Genomic DNA, 15,432 nt, shown 5'->3' with positions numbered 1-15,432 from the left:
TAAGTTGGAGCGGTTACTTGTCTGTAACTAATTGTGTTTCGTCTTTAAGAAGGATACTCAAAAATCCTGAAGTGATTAAAAACGCAGCAGGTATAATATAAAAGACGGATAAAAAGATAATGCCTCCTACTGCAGAAACTAGCAAACAGAATCCCCCGACGATCGGACGTGACCTCACGAGATAGCAACCGCTGATCGCCACAATAGGAAAAAGAAACGCGATTATAGATGAAAGATCTTGTAAGTGAAATAGAGGTATAATATCGAATCTGGAAAGCACTGCTGCAATGACACTCAAAACACTACCAGCTAGTGCCAGTCTAAACATGCGTTTTTGTTTCATTCTATTCCCTCTCTCGTATTCGGAAGCTGAGTCATATAAACTAATTCGATTTAACCGTCGTTCATCCTGCCTTCTTTGTCTACATTCATCTATTTTATCATGAAATATGTAGGAGCTAGAGGTAGAATTAGAAACATAACATGCGTTAAACCATCGAATTGTTCTTATTTCCATTTTAGTAGTTATCTTACAATTAAGCACTAGCTATTCGGTATTTTCTTATATAATTCGTCAATATTTCCAAGGAAATGACGAAATAAAATTGCTAAACTCATCCATTTCCCCCATTAGCTCAAAGATGGTAGATTTATCTCTCCAAGACATAAATCTACCATCTTCCATTGAAAAATGATATAACACAAACAAAAGATTTTTTCGCTATAATAAATGAAAGATTAATTGAGGGGATTTTCACATATGTCGTTCCGTATTTTACTAGCGATTACTTTCCTTATTCTCGCCGGGTGTCAATCGAATCAGAATTCAGAAGAAACGATTACGATCGCTGCTGCTTCCAGTTTAAGTGATGCGATGGAAGAAGTGATCGAAACATATGAGAAGACAAATGACATTGATATCTCCCTACACGTTGCTTCTTCAGGGGTATTAGCGAATCAGATCAAACAAGAAGCGCCAATCGATGTGTTTGTTTCTGCCTCAAGCGAACATTTCAATGCGGTTGAAGATGACATTGACTCTTCCTATCGAACAGAACTTTTAAGCAACTCTTTAGTCCTTATTTCTAAAAAGAATTCACCGATTACAAAATGGGATGACCTTTTCTCTTCAGAAACGAAGAGAATCGCGATTGGGACACCTGAAACGGTCCCTGCAGGTGCATATGCAAAAGAAGCCTTCACATCGATGGGGATTTGGAACGACCTAGAGGAAAAGCTAGTCTACGGAAAAGATGTTAGACAAGTTCTTACATATATAGAAACAGGCAATGCCGAATCAGGAATCGTCTATAGTAGCGACCACAAGGTTTCAAAGGATGTTAAGATTGTTTCTGAAGTACCGCAAGAACACGTTCCACCGATCACGTATCCTGCTGGTGTTGTGAAAGATGCACCGAAAGCTGCTCAAGCATTCTTCACCTATTTAAAAAGTGAGCAAGCGATGCAAATATTTGAAGACTATGGATTTAAACGAAACGAGTGATTCACGTGCCCTCTTCTTTTATCGATCCTATCCTTATTTCATTAAAAATTGCGACTGTCTCAACGATCATCGTCACGATTCTTGGCGTAGCCGTTAGTCGTTTTATGGCGAACCGAACGTTTCGAGGAAAAAGTATAGTCGATACACTGCTCATGCTTCCCCTCGTCCTGCCTCCGTCAGTTGTTGGGTTTCTCCTGTTAATTGGATTTGGAGCAAGCAGTCCCGTTGGCAGATGGATTGAGGCAATCTTTCACCATCCGCTCGTCTTTACCTGGCAAGCTGGCGTTCTAGCGTCAAGTGTCGTGGCGTTTCCACTCATGTATCAAACGGCACGAATTGGTTTTGAAGCCATCGATTCGAATTTAGAGGATGCTGCAAGGGTTGACGGAGGTGGGAGATGGAAGGTGCTATGGTACATTTCTCTTCCGCTCTCATTGAACGCACTGCTATCAGGGGTCATTCTTAGCTTCGCTAGGGCTTTAGGAGAATTTGGGGCAACACTGATGTTCGCAGGTAACCTGCCTGGTAAAACTCAGACGATGCCGACAGCGATCTACGTGGCCATCGATTCTGGAAAAATGGGATTAGCATGGTCATGGGTCGCGATTACAATTCTGATCTCGATGGTGATGCTGTTACTTAGCTACCGCGTAAGCGCGAGGACATAAAAAAGGTGACGGGCACCCGTCACCTTTTTTACTTATTTCTGCTTGTGAAATGGATTACCGCTGATCACTTTTCTTGTATCATCTGTAAGTTTGAATGGTGGCTTGATTTCGCCAACGGACGAATTAGAGGGAAGAACAGAGCTACCATCATAATGGATTGGTTTGTCGTTCATTCAATCGCCTCCTTGCGTTTTATCAGTACACGTTAATCTTCCATATCTTTTACAAATCCCCTCTTTTCTACACTCAACTTTTTACTTCCAATTTAAGATCGTCCTAAATAAAAAGACGTTCCTTGGTTTAGGAACGCCCCTACATTAAAGTTGTAGCTAAATAAATCACCACTGGCATTGTCACGAGACTCGATAAGGTTGAAACTAACGTGGCACTCGAGACATTCTGAGGTTCAGTTTGGAATTGGATCGCATACATCGTTGTGTTTGCAGCAGTTGGTGTCGCTGCCATGATGATCATGATCTGTTTTGTCATTGTATCCACAGGCATCAGTAGGACGATTCCTGTTGCGATGACCGGTGCGATCATTAGTTTTAGAGAAAGGGCGGTCGATAGCTTTCGCCAGTCGATCGATTTCACGGTGATATTACGAAGTTGCATACCGAGCGTTACCATGATGACTGGAATTGCAGCATCCGCAATCAAGTCTACCCCGCCTGCAATTGTGCCAAGCGGAACGTTTAACCATTGAAACAGTATCCCAACGATTGCGCCATACACCATCGGCATTCGCCGCACTGCTCGAAGCGCTGCCTTGAATCCATCATGATCCGGGCTACCTTTCGCAGCATAATAAACGCCGAGCGTACTCATCAGTAGCTGCTGTAGAACCATTAATACAATGGCCGTTTCCATTGCAACTGCTCCAAATAAAAACAGGATAAGTGGGGTTCCGTAGTTTCCGTTGTTCATAAAAGCGCTCGATAGGACAAGTCCACAACGCTCAGATTCTGTGAAGCGATAGATTTTCGATAGAATACTAACGATTGCGATCAATGCAAAACAGAGTCCGAGCATATAGAGTGAAAGATATCCATAAGACGAGTCGATTTCCTGCTCATAAAACGTTCGAAACACTAAGATTGGTACGAGGACATAAAGCGCGAGTCTGGATAATACTTTCGTCTCAAGTTGCAGAAAACGCTGCGCAACATACCCAACACCAAACACAAAAAAGATCGGTAACAAAATCGTGATGATCGACATACTCATTCTCCTTCACCTTGTAACGCATCCACTACTGATAAAAAGGGATCCAAAATGATGGATCCCTTTCCTTTCTACCCGTTAAACACGACGATTTTTTCTTCTGTCATTTCTTCGATTGCGTAACGTGGTCCCTCTTTTCCAGTTCCACTTTTCTTAACACCACCGTATGGCATATGATCAACCCGGTATCCTGAGGTATCGTTGATAATTAGTCCGCCAACGTGAATCTCATTGATCGCTTTTAGGGTGAATGCTAAATCGTTTGTGAATAGACCTGCTTGAAGACCGTACTCCGAATCGTTTACACGAGCGATTACTTCGTCCTCTGACTTGTACGTACTCACAGCAACCACTGGACCGAAGACCTCTTGACGACAAACTTTCATATCATCGTTCACGTTTGTGAGGATCGTAGGTTGATAGAAGACCCCGTCTCGTTTTCCACCGGTTTCGACTGATGCGCCTTGCTCAACCGCTTCGTTCACCCATCCTTCAACACGTATCGCTTCACGCTCTGCGATCATCGGACCGATATCCGTTGCCTCATCCATTGGGTCACCGAGGACCAACCCTTCCGTAACTTCCTTCATTTTGTTCAGAAATGCTTCGTAACAATCCTCATGAACATACACACGCTGAACAGAGATACAAACTTGACCCGCGTTGTTGAAACTCTTCTGTGCTGCTAGCGTTGCTGCCGTTTCGATGTCAGCATCGTGGTGAACAATCGTCGCCGAGTTGTTACCAAGCTCGAGTGAGACATTACGAAGTCCTGCTTTCTCCCGAATGTACTGTCCTACACGTGGACTTCCTGTGAATGTAAACATGTTCACGTCTTGGTTTGCGATCAACCATTCACCGACAGTCGAACCTTCACCTGTTACAAGGTTTAATCTACCAGCAGGAAGACCTGCTTCTTCCATGATTTCAGTTAAGAGAATTGCACTCACTGGGGTCACTTCTGCTGGCTTTAGAACCACGCTGTTTCCTGCCGCAATCGCTGGACCGATTTTGTGACAAACTAGATTAAGAGGAACGTTAAACGGCGTGATAGCCGCTACGACACCGATTGGAAAACGTCTTGTAAATGCCTGACGTTGTTCAGAGCCAGGAGCTGCTTCAACCGGAACCCCTTCACCGTGGATACGCTTTGCTTCTTCTGCAGATACTTCAAGCGTAAGTGCCGCACGTCCGACTTCACCTTTACACTCAGCAAACGGTTTCCCTACTTCTTTAGCGAGCACTTCACCAAGCTCATCCTGACGAGCACGTAAGGTTGCGGCTGCCTTGATCAATACAGTATAGCGGTCATATGGTGAAAAAGGGGTTTTCAAAGCTTTTTTAGCTGCCTGGACTGCGTCGTTAACGTCCTGTTCTTCTGCTGCAGCTGTTTTTGCGGTAACTTCTTGCGTGTATTTATTTAATACATCATCTGTCTGTGTTTTTTCTCGCCATTCGCCATTAATATACAAGCCATATGTACGTACTGAAGTTTGTGTGCTCATCGATTCATCATCCTCCTCAAGAAATGGTAATGACCTTTTTGTTTATTAAAAGTTCTTCTGCTTTGTTCTGGCTACCAAATACACGGATCTTCTCTTGAACTTTTTCCTTCATTCTCTCTCGACCTCGGCCAAGGGAACTTGCAAGTACGATATCGTCAGGGTTCTCAGCAAATGCTTCTTGCACACCTCTTGTAAATGCCTGACGGAGTTCCGTATCAACATTTATTTTTGCGATTCCAAGTGAGATGGCACGCTGTACCTGTTCATCAGGAACATCAGAACCACCGTGAAGAACAACCGGACGTTTAACCGCCTCAACAATTTCCTTTAAACGATCAAAGCGAAGGTTCGGTGTTTGTTTGTAGATACCATGGGCCGTTCCGATTGATACAGCTAGATAGTCCACATCTGTTGCTTCAACAAATGCAACAGCCTCTTCGGTCGTTGTAATGAGTGCATCTTTTTCATCAACCGTGATGTCATCCTCAGTTCCACCGATCTTACCGATTTCACCTTCTGATCCAATTCCTAGGGCTCTTGCGATATCCACCACTTTTTTCGTAGTAGCGGTGTTTTCTTCAAACGAAAGACCTGAACCGTCGAACATCACAGATTGAAAGCCCATTTGAACGGCTTGCATCGTTTGTTCGAACTGACGACTGTGATCGAGGTGGATTGCTACTGGAACGGTGTAATTTTTTTCATACGTGTCGATCAGAGCTTTTAATGCTTCCATTCCAAGTGTTTGGATAACCTTTTGCCCGACCTGAATCATGATCGGGGCTTTTTCCTCTTCTGCCGCCTCCAATATCGCGACGACAGTCTCTGCGTTATGTGCACTGAAGGCACCTACTCCGTACCCGTTTTGAAAAGCATGGTCAAGCATCGTTTTTCCATCAATAAATGGCATGTGATATGCTCCCTTCTTATCGTTTCAGTTCAATATGGTAGTGGTACTGATCGCTTCTATATTTTGTTCTTGTGTATTCCATGGGATGATCATTCAGCCCATAACTGAGTCGTGTCATTTCTAGTAACGCCTCTCCAGGTCGAATCGCAAGCAAATCTGCTTCATCGATCGTCGCGTTCATCGCAGCGATACGTTCGTTCGCACGATTCAAATAGATTTGATCGTTCTCTAAAATTTCATAGTACTTTGCTTCATTCAAGTCATGCTTCATTAAGAGTTGGCCGATTTCTTCCGGCCAGCAGCTACGCTCGAGTGCAACCGGGGTATCATCGGAAAAACGGATTCTCTCAATTAAAAGGATAGGAGCATCTTCTGGTACTTGCAGCATTTCTTTTTCATGGTAAAGATTCGTTTTAAACTCTGCTCGAATCAATTTTGATCTTGGAACAGAACCTCGATCCATTACTTCTTCTGCAAATCCTTTTAGCTGGCCGAGGTTACCAACGAGCTGTTGAGGTTTAACAACTGTACCCCTGCCCTGTTTCTTCTCTAGAAGACCATTTTGTACAAGAACGGTGATTGCCTGACGGATCGTTGTCCGACTGACACCAAATTCTTTTATTAATTCTTGTTCGGTTGGGATCAATTCATTCGCTTTCCATGCTCCGCTTTGAATCCGATCGATCAAGATATCTTTTATTTGTAGGTAGAGGGCTTCACCTTTAGTAAACTGTTCATTCGACATACACTTCGTCTCCTTTTAGCGGTGGAGGATAGACTGACACATCCTCTCCTATCAGCGGTTTCAACCACTCATAGTACAGCTTTCGATTTTGTATGAACTGCTCAGGCATCACGCGTTCACCTGCTTTTACAACAGCTTCGAGCTGAACAGGAATCATGCGAGCAGCATATCGATGGTGGGAATGACGAGTGATGGAAACCATAACATTCGATAACCCATCACGAATCCATTCTGCACCAACTCTACCTACAGTATAAGCTTCTTCACGATCGATGTCAGATACAACAGCTGAAAAACTGCGCTGATTCATTCCTAAAAGCTCTGCTCTCGTCATGACGTTGCACTCTTTTTTTAAATAAGCGGCAATGTCATTTGAAATTCCACCAAGAACTGGTCTCCCATCAACGATTTCCCGTTGCACCTGTGTGCCCTGACTCCACGTAACACCTTCACTCACAACAACAGTCGCATGACCATAACGACTGAGGGCGCTCGTGACTCCTTCCAATAGAGCCTCTCGCTCAAGTGGCCGTTCTGGAATCGCGATAACATGTGGTCCATCCTCTTCGTATTTTTGAAGAAGACCTGAGGCTGCTGCTAGCCATCCAGCATTTCTCCCCATCGTTTCGAGCACGCGAACTTTCTCAAAGTTCTTCATCGATGCGAGGTCGCGGCTCATATCTCTCGTTGCCTGCGCAACATATCTGGCTGAGCTTCCAAATCCAGGTGCGTGATCGGTTTCACCAAGATCATTGTCGACCGTTTTCGGAAGCCCCAGGACTTGTAAGGGATAATTCTGTTTTTTCGCTTCTCTATCGACTTTTTTCAGTGCTTCCATCGTGCCGTTTCCACCAATAAAGACAAGCGCATCAACGCCTTCTTTTTTAAGTCGACGAACACCGTTTTCAATATGCTCGACAGTGAGAGGATAGCGGCCTGATCCGAGACACGCACCTGGAACATCTCGATGAAGAGAAATGCTCCTCACCGTTTCATCATCGCCTCCAAAGTAGCTGCCTTCTGCCAATCCTTCATAGCCATTCTTGATAAAAAGCAGGGCGTGATCGCGTTCAAGCTCTTTAACAAACCCTGCGAGAGTAGCATTAATTACGGCCGTAGGTCCCCCCGCCTGGCCAACAGCGACCTTCTTCATGCACCCCACTCCTTCAGTTCTTTGTATAGACAGTGGTCTCTAGTCCTAGCTGTTTACCTAACTCGACTAGCTCCTCAGCCACGTCATCGTAAACGATCGCATAGTGCGGTTCGAAACCTTCTTCCATCAAACCGTACAACGTGTCGTTAATATCTGTTTCAAGTTCAACTTCCACTGACGTTCCGTTAAAACGCTGTGGTGTATCGAGCGCATTTCCTCGCATCACGAGAAGACGGTATCCCTCAGGCGTATACCCTACTCGGAACATCGTCACGCGCCCTGGCTTCAATCCAAACTCCATCGTGAAACCAAGCTTACGGTTTGGATGTACACCAGGTTTTGCCCCTTGATCAGGATGTGCGAGTGAATAAGCTCCTGCTCCGCAGTGCCAGAACACAACAGAATTACTCGCTTCATTCACGTGTACCATGTCTCCAAGGTATGGTGCGCTACCTGTTAGCTGTTGCAGGATGAACATGGAGACAGAGCCGTGAATGTCTGACTCACACGACGACACCACACCATCTTCTGTAAATTGAGACAGTGTCGAGCATGCTGCAGCCCCGAGTTCGTTGAAAAAGTCTGGCCAACAGCGAATAGCAAGGGCAGAAACGTCTGCTTCATCGATTTGTTCCTGAACGTATGTAGTAAACTGAGCGAAACGCTGTACCGTCTCCTCATTACGATTCAGTCCGATGACCTGCTGTTCTGCTCGTTCGATTGCACCTTCCCATTTTTCACGTGGAAGCTTCACACACTCTTCAAACGCTTTGTTAAGGTCAAAATTCTTCACGGTGACTCCTAACTGCTTATGAAGAGCTTCTTCATCTGTTCCTGAGAAGAAAAAGCCTGGAGGATGTTCTCCGATTACACCGATTCGTAGTCCTTTGAGGTCTTCGATCACCTTTTGGACTTTGAGTTGAATCTTCAAGCGCTTTTGAACCTGTGCTTCGTCTGCATTTCCAAATACAAAACTGAACGGGTGGCTCGCACACCTAAGAACATGACTCGTGCTATTGCCGCCAGTTAGTGAATTCAATCGTAACCTTCCGCCAACGCTCGGCTCTCTTACTGACCAAACGACAACTGGCGCGTCAACCTTCTTAATGAGTGCTTCAACAAATTCCCCATCTGCAAACGTAACGCTCTGATAAATACTTGCGATAATTTCGTCATTGTTAACGGTATCAAGAAACGCATCAAGGTCCTCTGGAGAAGTGATGATCTCATCAGGTTCAATGACATTCTCTGTTACATTATGGAGAAATTCAGAGCTTTTCTTTCTCTGAACTTCCCCCGCTTCAAGATCAAATGTTTTTCTTCCGATCGGTACATACAAAATGCTCGTTTTTGGCACGATTGGTCACAACCTTTCTACGCTGTTCGTTACCTACACTGTATCATAAGTAATAACCTTTTAAAATAGGTTATTACCTTTTATTATTCTATTTCATATTTTATTTTCGGCAGCTTTTTTGAAAAGATCTGCGTACGTAGAGTTTTTACGATAAAAAACTGGCGTTTCACCGAGTGGTGCGTCTACTTCAATCGTGCCACCATTCGTCTCTTTCCCACTCCAAAAGTGTACCCACTCGTCTTCAGGAAGGTAGACACTCCACGTTTCTTTTCCTTCTTCGTATACCGGTGCAACTACAAGGTCAGCCCCTAGCATGTACTGATACTTAATGTCATACGTTTTCTCGTCATGTTCATACTCCATAAACAATGGACGCTGCATCGGAATACCTTTTTCCGCATTTTCTTTTGTTAGTGCTTTTAAGTAAGGCTTTAACGTCGTGAATACATTCGTCATCTTCACAAAGTGATTCAGCGTTTCCTCGTCATGGTCATACTGACAGCAATCATCCGGACGATTCCCTTCATGAGAACGCATAACTGGTGTGAATGCCGCCATATCGACCCACCTAAGGAGAAGCTCTTTGTTCCGTTTGTTGCCGTGAAGACTCGTGTATCCGCCGATATCACTGTGATGAACACCGTTACCGCTCATCCCAGCAGATAGCGCTGCAGGAATAACAGATGCGAGACCATCATCAAGACTCCAATCTACGCTTTGATCTCCTGCCCATAGAAGTGGACAATACCCCTGCGTACCGGAATAACCTGCACGCATGAAGTATACGATATCTCCCCAGCGACCTGCTTTTTTCACTGCATCATGGTTGATTTTTGCCCACATGACTGGCCATGCGTTATGCATCATCGTCGCGGACTCGCCACTATGAAGCTTCAGGTCTGTCGGAAGATACTCACCGAAGTCAGCCATCCAGCCATCCATTCCAAAGTCGATCATGTTTTCTTTAATAACGTTTTGATACCATTCGCACGCTTCGTCGTTTGTAAAATCGACGACTCCACAGTCGAATTCACCGAAGTCTACAACATAATCGCTTCCATCTAGCGCTGTTGCAAGATACCCTCTTTCATAGGCTTCTTTATAAAGATGTCCTTCAACTGCAACGTATGGATTGATATAGCCAAGGAACTTGATCCCTTGCTGCTTCCACTCTTTAATTTTTTGATCGAGTTCTGGATACATTTCAGGGTTCCACTTCCAGTTCCACATCAGTCGCTTGCCAAATGACGTCTCCCGTTTCCCTTGCCAATCTTGACACCAAAGAGCACCGATCTTCATTCCTTTTTCTAGTGCACGATCAATTTTGTTTTGAACGATTTCCGTGCCACCTTGCATACCAAGCCAGATGCCATCGAACGTCCAGTCAGGAAGCTCCGGCTGTCTTCCAAGACGAGCCGTTAGCTTTTCTACTAAACGTTTATACGACTCACCTGTTTCAAAAAGAATCGATGCAGGTGCTTCCCAAATATGAAGCTCGTGGAAATCATCACGCTGAAAATCAAAATCTGCGAAGGCAGTTGTCTCTACATGACAAAAATATTTATTAGTAGATACATAGGTTGGCTGAGGGTAGTTAGTATTGTAATAATCTCCACCCGCTTGATCCTTCACGTCTGCTTGCCATGTGGTGTACGTAGACTTGTTACGACCAACACCCGGCTCTGATGTCCAAAGCGGAAAGTTCTTTCCACGCAAGTTGAAGTAAGATAACTGCTCTCCACAACCATAAACTTTCTCTTCTGCATCTGCCGCGACACGTACCCAGAAACGATTGAAGAGGGGGTCAACGAGTTCGAATGAAACCCGCAGACCTTCTCCATCTTTTTTTAGGACCATCGTTAGAAGCTCGTGATCATGTGAGAAGTGACGGAACGAAATCCTACACGTTTCTCCCTCATGTCTTACAGTTGCATATCGAAGCGCTACTCTCTCAACCACGTAATCTTTTATTTTGAAATTCCCTCTATACATATCGATCGTCTCTTCGCCACTCCCTACAAAGATGAAAGGTTTTGCTGGAGAGTGCTTAAACAATAAACGACCGTCTAGTTGTACGTCGAATTCTTCTCCATTCTGGTTCACTTCAAATAATTTTTGAGCCTCTTTTGTTTTCAAAATAAACGCCTCCTACAACATAGTGATTTAAGCACTTCTAAACTTCTTATCTACTTCAACGGCTTCATTGTGCTTCCGCGTTACATAACTCGAATATTTCTTGTTCCATGATTTGAGCGCAAGTACGTAGCAAAGGGCCCCTGCTAACGTTGTTCCTAGCATGGCTGGCCAGAACCATCCGGACGCGATTCCTCCTGCATACGCAACGCCGATCGGTGAAAACAGAATGTATACCATCACAACAAGACTGATAAGAACGACCGCAACCGGCATCGTATATTTCCAAGGCACCATATCTACTTTCGGATTCGCTCGGAACTGATAGGCCTCTTTTAGCGGGCGAATTTGACCTACTACCATCATGATTGCCACTTCGATCACAAAGAGAATTGCTGAAATGTGGATGAAGTTCATGGTGATCTCAATACCAAACATCTGTGTTAAGCCCCATACGAGCATATAGTACGTGACGACGTGGAAGATAATTGCTATCTTCGCACCGAGCGCTGGTATTCGTTTTGAAACGATACCGACCAGAACGATAGCGATAATCGGAATGTTAAAGAATCCAGTAAAGCGGCGGATGAGGTCCCAAAGACCATCTGGAGCGTTCATCAACATCGGCGCGATGAAGAACGAAATGAGCGCGAGAACGCTTCCAAAATATTTACTCACGTTGATCAATTGACGGTCAGTTGCGTTTTTGTTGATTCCTGCTTTATACACATCGAGTGCAAACATGGTTGCTGCACTATTTAGAAGTGAGTTAAAGCTTGAGAATACTGCTCCGAGAAGAACAGCAAGGAACAAACCAGACATGAATGTTGGTAGTAAGTTTGATACGACGGTCGGATAAGCGAGATCGACAGGATCCATCGAACTGCCGTATAGATGAAAAGCAATAACACCAGGGATCATCATCATGAACGGAACAGTCAACTTATAGAAGCCTGACAGCAAAACACCTTTTTGTCCTTCAGCAAGGTTCTTTGCCCCAAGCGTCCGCTGGATAACGTACTGGTTCGTGCCCCAGTAGAACATGTTCATAAAGATCATACCGGTAAAAATCGCAGAGAACGGAACGGAGTCTGTACTCGAGCCAATTGAGTTTAGCTTTTCAGGACTTTCTGTAGCGATCGTCTTCATTCCTTTTAGAAAATCGCCATCGCCTAGTGCGAAGAACCCTAAAACAGGAACGATTAAGCCGATGAATAGAAGTCCGATTCCATTCAATGTATCAGAAACAGCAACTGCTTTTAGCCCGCCAAAGATCGCGTATAACGCGCCAATAATTCCGATCACCCAAATAACGAGCCAAACCGATGATTCAAATGAGATGCCAAATAATGATGGCACGTCGAACAATCTAAGAATAGCAAGAGCACCAGAGTATAAAACAGATGGAATCGTGACAAATACGTATCCTAGCATAAACAGAATCACCGTATACCTGCGAACGCTTTCATCATAACGTTTACTTAAAAATTCAGGAAGTGTGGAGAAAGCACCGCCAAGGTATCTAGGTAATAATATGAGAGCCATAATGACAATTGCAAATGCAGCAGTGACTTCCCAGGCCATGTTGGATAAGTTCGTTCGGTAAGCTTGTCCATTCAGCCCGATGAGCTGCTCCGCTGATAAGTTTGTTAATAAGAGTGAACCAGCGATGAAGCCTCCTGTAAGTCCGCGACCAGCTAGAAAGTACCCATCTGAATCATTGACTGAATTTCTAGTTTTCAAATAGGAAACCCAGGCTACGAGTGCCATGAAGAAAACGCATGAGACAAGTGTAAAGGTGATACTAGACATTCAACTTCCTCCTTTGTTCTTTACTCGGATATGCAACCGTGATGTTTTCACCAACAATTCCGTTATGTGCTCCTAGTTTCATGAAGCGCTCATGTTCTTTATGTGCAAGAAGCCATTTATTTCTCATAAAAAGCAGAGGATCATATCCTTTTTCATCATCATCTAACGGCGTATTCGTTCCCTCTGGTAGAATCACCGCACATTTAAACCCAGCTTCGCTTACTTTACAAGGCGCAAGGTGCAGTGTGGTCTGATACATTTCAATTGTAGAACCTGCTGGAACAAAGAATGCCTTGATTTTCTTTACGTTGTAACTATTGTCGAATATATCATTCGTATGACCAAGTAAGAGAACCAAATCGGTTATCGCAACGTTAATTTCACTTCCTTTATGATACTCAAGACCCCCAAGTGAAGAATTATTTCCATTACAATAACCAATTTGTACCTTCATCCCTCCATAATAGCGTTTTTCAACGAAGCTTTTGAGAGCTTCATCCTCTAGATCTGGATGAGATGGAACATATCGATTCCCTTCTTCAGGAATGACCGTCTTTTCCATATGTTGAGCCACATCATCATAAGGGAAGTCACTAAGGACTTTTCCATAGGGAATGAAAGCTTCACTATGTACGTTTTCTAACTCAAGGTGCTGATTCAATTCCGCTAACACATCAATCACATCGAATCCCTCCGCTCATTAGTAATAACGTTTATGCAAACATCATAACCTTTTACACATTATATTGTAACCGCATACAAAAATGCAACAGTTTTTAGAAAATTGTTTAAATGGAATTGAATGGAGCATTAGCAGGCATTAAAAAAGACGTTCCTTTTTTTAGGAACGCCAATTTCTAAACTATAAAACTTTTATGATTCCAAATAAAAACTTAGTTTTCTTCGCCCTCTTCATCAGGGACAGGTGTTGGATAGATTTCTTTCTTGATATAGATCTTCTCGATCGCCCCTTCTGTTCCCTCATCTTCCACAGCGGAAATCGTTACATCTGAGAACCCGCCGATCAAATAAAACGTCACAGGGTCTTCGAAGGGATTCGAGCCTTTTTTCAATTCTTTAATATCGAACCCGAGGCTTGCGAGTAACATGCGATTATCTTCTGGGTATTGCAGCCCTTCTGGATAGTACGTTATCTCTTTTGCAATATTCTCTTCAAACGTTACTTCTCCATTTTCAAACGTCATGACCATTGCGTCTTCTGTATTGTTTTCAAGTTCTTTATCTAATTTGTTCGTAAATTCTTCTCGAGATAGCCCGAGTAAACCTGGAACATCGATGATTTGTTCGATCGAATCGATATCAAAATCGACCTCTTCTTCGAGCTTCGCTTCTTCCGCTTTTTCCTCAGCAGGTACTTCTTCTTCATGCTTAGGGACTTCTTGCTCGACGTCTCCATCCTTTTTACCTGAGACTTCTTCAGATGAATCCATAAATCCAGGGACTCCCCAAACGAGCAAATAAAGAATGACCCAAAAGCCTGCATATAACGCAGCTCGTTTCCTCGTAACTGAACCGATGAACGGCTTAATAATATTGATTGTCATAAACAGAAAGGCAAGTATTACGATGATTTTCAAAACGTCCATATCATTCTCCTCCTCCCTTAACTATAGTGTGAGCATCGATCGTAGACAACTGTTTTATTGAATTTTCACATGAAAAAGAGGGATACAAGAAAAATTATCCAACTACTTAGTAATGGACCTAAGAAGGAGGGTTTCGTTCATGACAACAGACCGTTTTGAGCACGCACCAGTAAAGAAATATGATGATGCGCGCGTAGAGATCATAACTGCAGATCTTCTACTATGTAGCGGAAGTTATCCAGTAAGTAATATCATAAAAAAAGTTTCGAACTCTCGCTTTAGTCATGTGGGACTATTATTCAGATGGATGGATCGCGTCATGATGATGGAAAGCGTGGAAAGTTACGGTGTACGCATCATCCCTCTTTCTCACTATATACAAGACTATAAAAATACTGGCGCACCATACAAGGGAGATCTCTATCTCGCGAGACATAGTGGTGTAAAGCATTTAACGAATCAAAAGACGGAAGCGATGCTGAAACGGGGAGCGGACTTATCAGGGAAACGTTACGATCATGAAGAAATACTGAAGATACTCGCAAGTGTCGTGATGGGCGACTTACGCTCGATTCCTAATGATCGCTATATTTGTTCAGAGTTTATCCATGAGTGCTACAAGCAGGCTGGTCTTATTTTTCCTGATGATGGACGTGGATTTATTTACCCTAAGCATATCGCTCAAGCACCAGACGTTCAGCCTCTCTATCGATTACGTTTTTAATGCGCCTATTTCTCTTCTAACTTGTACACTTCGTCCAATCGCATAAAATTGGAAATAATATACTATTATTAATGCACAGTTAATGGAGGG

15 protein-coding genes are annotated in these 15,432 nt (G+C 43.7%); 3 read left to right on the top strand and 12 right to left on the bottom strand.

The window, feature by feature from the left end; translation table 11 throughout:
• Nucleotides 1-13: 13 nt before the first annotated feature.
• Nucleotides 14-343, bottom strand: a complete 330-nt coding sequence (locus tag ACXADT_RS07910; protein ID WP_270179835.1) for a hypothetical protein — start codon at nucleotides 341-343, stop codon at nucleotides 14-16.
• Nucleotides 344-760: 417 nt separating this feature from the next.
• Between ACXADT_RS07910 and modA the strand changes: the two genes are divergently transcribed.
• Together modA and modB are read left to right on the top strand one after the other, a co-directional pair.
• Complete coding sequence (gene modA / locus ACXADT_RS07905; RefSeq protein WP_474834090.1) at nucleotides 761-1,504, top strand: molybdate ABC transporter substrate-binding protein; 744 nt, start codon at nucleotides 761-763, stop codon at nucleotides 1,502-1,504.
• A gap of 5 nt (nucleotides 1,505-1,509) precedes the next feature.
• Entirely contained in the window at nucleotides 1,510-2,172 is a 663-nt protein-coding gene (gene modB, locus ACXADT_RS07900; RefSeq protein ID WP_474834088.1) for a molybdate ABC transporter permease subunit, read from the top strand.
• A 32-nt stretch (nucleotides 2,173-2,204) separates the two neighbouring features.
• Here modB and ACXADT_RS07895 read toward each other — a convergent pair whose 3' ends face one another.
• The 11 genes from ACXADT_RS07895 to ACXADT_RS07845 all read right to left on the bottom strand — a co-directional run bounded on the left by ACXADT_RS07895 (nucleotide 2,205) and on the right by ACXADT_RS07845 (nucleotide 14,618).
• On the bottom strand, nucleotides 2,205-2,345 hold the full coding sequence (locus ACXADT_RS07895; protein ID WP_474834086.1) for a hypothetical protein: 141 nt from the start codon (nucleotides 2,343-2,345) through the stop codon (nucleotides 2,205-2,207).
• Nucleotides 2,346-2,484: 139 nt separating this feature from the next.
• The gene (locus ACXADT_RS07890) at nucleotides 2,485-3,393 is read right to left on the bottom strand and encodes an AEC family transporter (RefSeq protein ID WP_474834674.1); all 909 of its coding nucleotides are present in this window, start codon (nucleotides 3,391-3,393) and stop codon (nucleotides 2,485-2,487) included.
• Between the two features lie 74 nt (nucleotides 3,394-3,467).
• Nucleotides 3,468-4,901, bottom strand: coding sequence for an aldehyde dehydrogenase family protein (locus tag ACXADT_RS07885; protein ID WP_474834084.1), 1,434 nt, complete (start codon nucleotides 4,899-4,901; stop codon nucleotides 3,468-3,470).
• 16 nt (nucleotides 4,902-4,917) lie between these two features.
• A complete protein-coding gene (locus tag ACXADT_RS07880) occupies nucleotides 4,918-5,811 on the bottom strand; it encodes a class II fructose-bisphosphate aldolase (RefSeq protein WP_474834082.1) in 894 nt (297 codons plus the stop codon).
• 16 nt (nucleotides 5,812-5,827) lie between these two features.
• On the bottom strand, nucleotides 5,828-6,556 hold the full coding sequence (locus ACXADT_RS07875) for a GntR family transcriptional regulator (RefSeq protein WP_270179841.1): 729 nt from the start codon (nucleotides 6,554-6,556) through the stop codon (nucleotides 5,828-5,830).
• Nucleotides 6,546-7,709 carry a diphosphate--fructose-6-phosphate 1-phosphotransferase gene (locus tag ACXADT_RS07870; protein ID WP_474834080.1) on the bottom strand — a complete coding sequence of 388 codons (1,164 nt, stop codon included), beginning with the start codon at nucleotides 7,707-7,709 and terminating at the stop codon, nucleotides 6,546-6,548. The genes ACXADT_RS07875 and ACXADT_RS07870 overlap by 11 nt, the downstream gene beginning before the upstream one ends.
• A 13-nt stretch (nucleotides 7,710-7,722) precedes the next feature.
• Nucleotides 7,723-9,066 carry a sulfoquinovose isomerase gene (sftI, locus tag ACXADT_RS07865; RefSeq protein ID WP_474834078.1) on the bottom strand — a complete coding sequence of 448 codons (1,344 nt, stop codon included), beginning with the start codon at nucleotides 9,064-9,066 and terminating at the stop codon, nucleotides 7,723-7,725.
• Nucleotides 9,067-9,159: 93 nt separating this feature from the next.
• Nucleotides 9,160-11,202 (bottom strand): alpha-glucosidase, encoded by a 2,043-nt coding sequence (locus ACXADT_RS07860; protein WP_474834076.1) that lies wholly within the window; start codon nucleotides 11,200-11,202, stop codon nucleotides 9,160-9,162.
• A gap of 27 nt (nucleotides 11,203-11,229) precedes the next feature.
• Nucleotides 11,230-13,011: a solute:sodium symporter family transporter gene (locus ACXADT_RS07855; protein ID WP_474834074.1), complete on the bottom strand. Its 1,782-nt coding sequence runs from the start codon at nucleotides 13,009-13,011 to the stop codon at nucleotides 11,230-11,232.
• Nucleotides 13,004-13,693, bottom strand: a complete 690-nt coding sequence (locus ACXADT_RS07850) for a DUF4867 family protein (RefSeq protein WP_474834072.1) — start codon at nucleotides 13,691-13,693, stop codon at nucleotides 13,004-13,006. Before ACXADT_RS07850 ends, ACXADT_RS07855 begins: the two co-directional genes overlap by 8 nt.
• A gap of 211 nt (nucleotides 13,694-13,904) precedes the next feature.
• Nucleotides 13,905-14,618, bottom strand: coding sequence for a hypothetical protein (locus ACXADT_RS07845; protein ID WP_474810693.1), 714 nt, complete (start codon nucleotides 14,616-14,618; stop codon nucleotides 13,905-13,907).
• A gap of 139 nt (nucleotides 14,619-14,757) precedes the next feature.
• Between ACXADT_RS07845 and ACXADT_RS07840 the strand changes: the two genes are divergently transcribed.
• Nucleotides 14,758-15,342, top strand: coding sequence for a YiiX/YebB-like N1pC/P60 family cysteine hydrolase (locus ACXADT_RS07840; protein WP_270179848.1), 585 nt, complete (start codon nucleotides 14,758-14,760; stop codon nucleotides 15,340-15,342).
• Nucleotides 15,343-15,432 lie beyond the last annotated feature (90 nt).

This window comes from Anaerobacillus sp. ABR4_321 (genome assembly GCF_056158505.1).
This window is presented reverse-complemented; position numbering and strand designations above follow the sequence as displayed.

What these genes read in the sequence shown, in the direction of transcription:
- ACXADT_RS07895 (WP_474834086.1), bottom strand. Translation starts at nt 2,345, where the DNA reads ATGAACGACAAACCAATCCATTATGATGGTAGCTCTGTTCTTCCCTCT.
- modA (WP_474834090.1), top strand. Translation starts at nt 761, where the DNA reads ATGTCGTTCCGTATTTTACTAGCGATTACTTTCCTTATTCTCGCCGGG.
- ACXADT_RS07840 (WP_270179848.1), top strand. Translation starts at nt 14,758, where the DNA reads ATGACAACAGACCGTTTTGAGCACGCACCAGTAAAGAAATATGATGAT.
- ACXADT_RS07910 (WP_270179835.1), bottom strand. Translation starts at nt 343, where the DNA reads ATGAAACAAAAACGCATGTTTAGACTGGCACTAGCTGGTAGTGTTTTG.
- ACXADT_RS07855 (WP_474834074.1), bottom strand. Translation starts at nt 13,011, where the DNA reads ATGTCTAGTATCACCTTTACACTTGTCTCATGCGTTTTCTTCATGGCA.
- ACXADT_RS07880 (WP_474834082.1), bottom strand. Translation starts at nt 5,811, where the DNA reads ATGCCATTTATTGATGGAAAAACGATGCTTGACCATGCTTTTCAAAAC.
- ACXADT_RS07875 (WP_270179841.1), bottom strand. Translation starts at nt 6,556, where the DNA reads ATGTCGAATGAACAGTTTACTAAAGGTGAAGCCCTCTACCTACAAATA.
- ACXADT_RS07870 (WP_474834080.1), bottom strand. Translation starts at nt 7,709, where the DNA reads ATGAAGAAGGTCGCTGTTGGCCAGGCGGGGGGACCTACGGCCGTAATT.
- ACXADT_RS07885 (WP_474834084.1), bottom strand. Translation starts at nt 4,901, where the DNA reads ATGAGCACACAAACTTCAGTACGTACATATGGCTTGTATATTAATGGC.
- ACXADT_RS07845 (WP_474810693.1), bottom strand. Translation starts at nt 14,618, where the DNA reads ATGGACGTTTTGAAAATCATCGTAATACTTGCCTTTCTGTTTATGACA.
- ACXADT_RS07890 (WP_474834674.1), bottom strand. Translation starts at nt 3,393, where the DNA reads ATGTCGATCATCACGATTTTGTTACCGATCTTTTTTGTGTTTGGTGTT.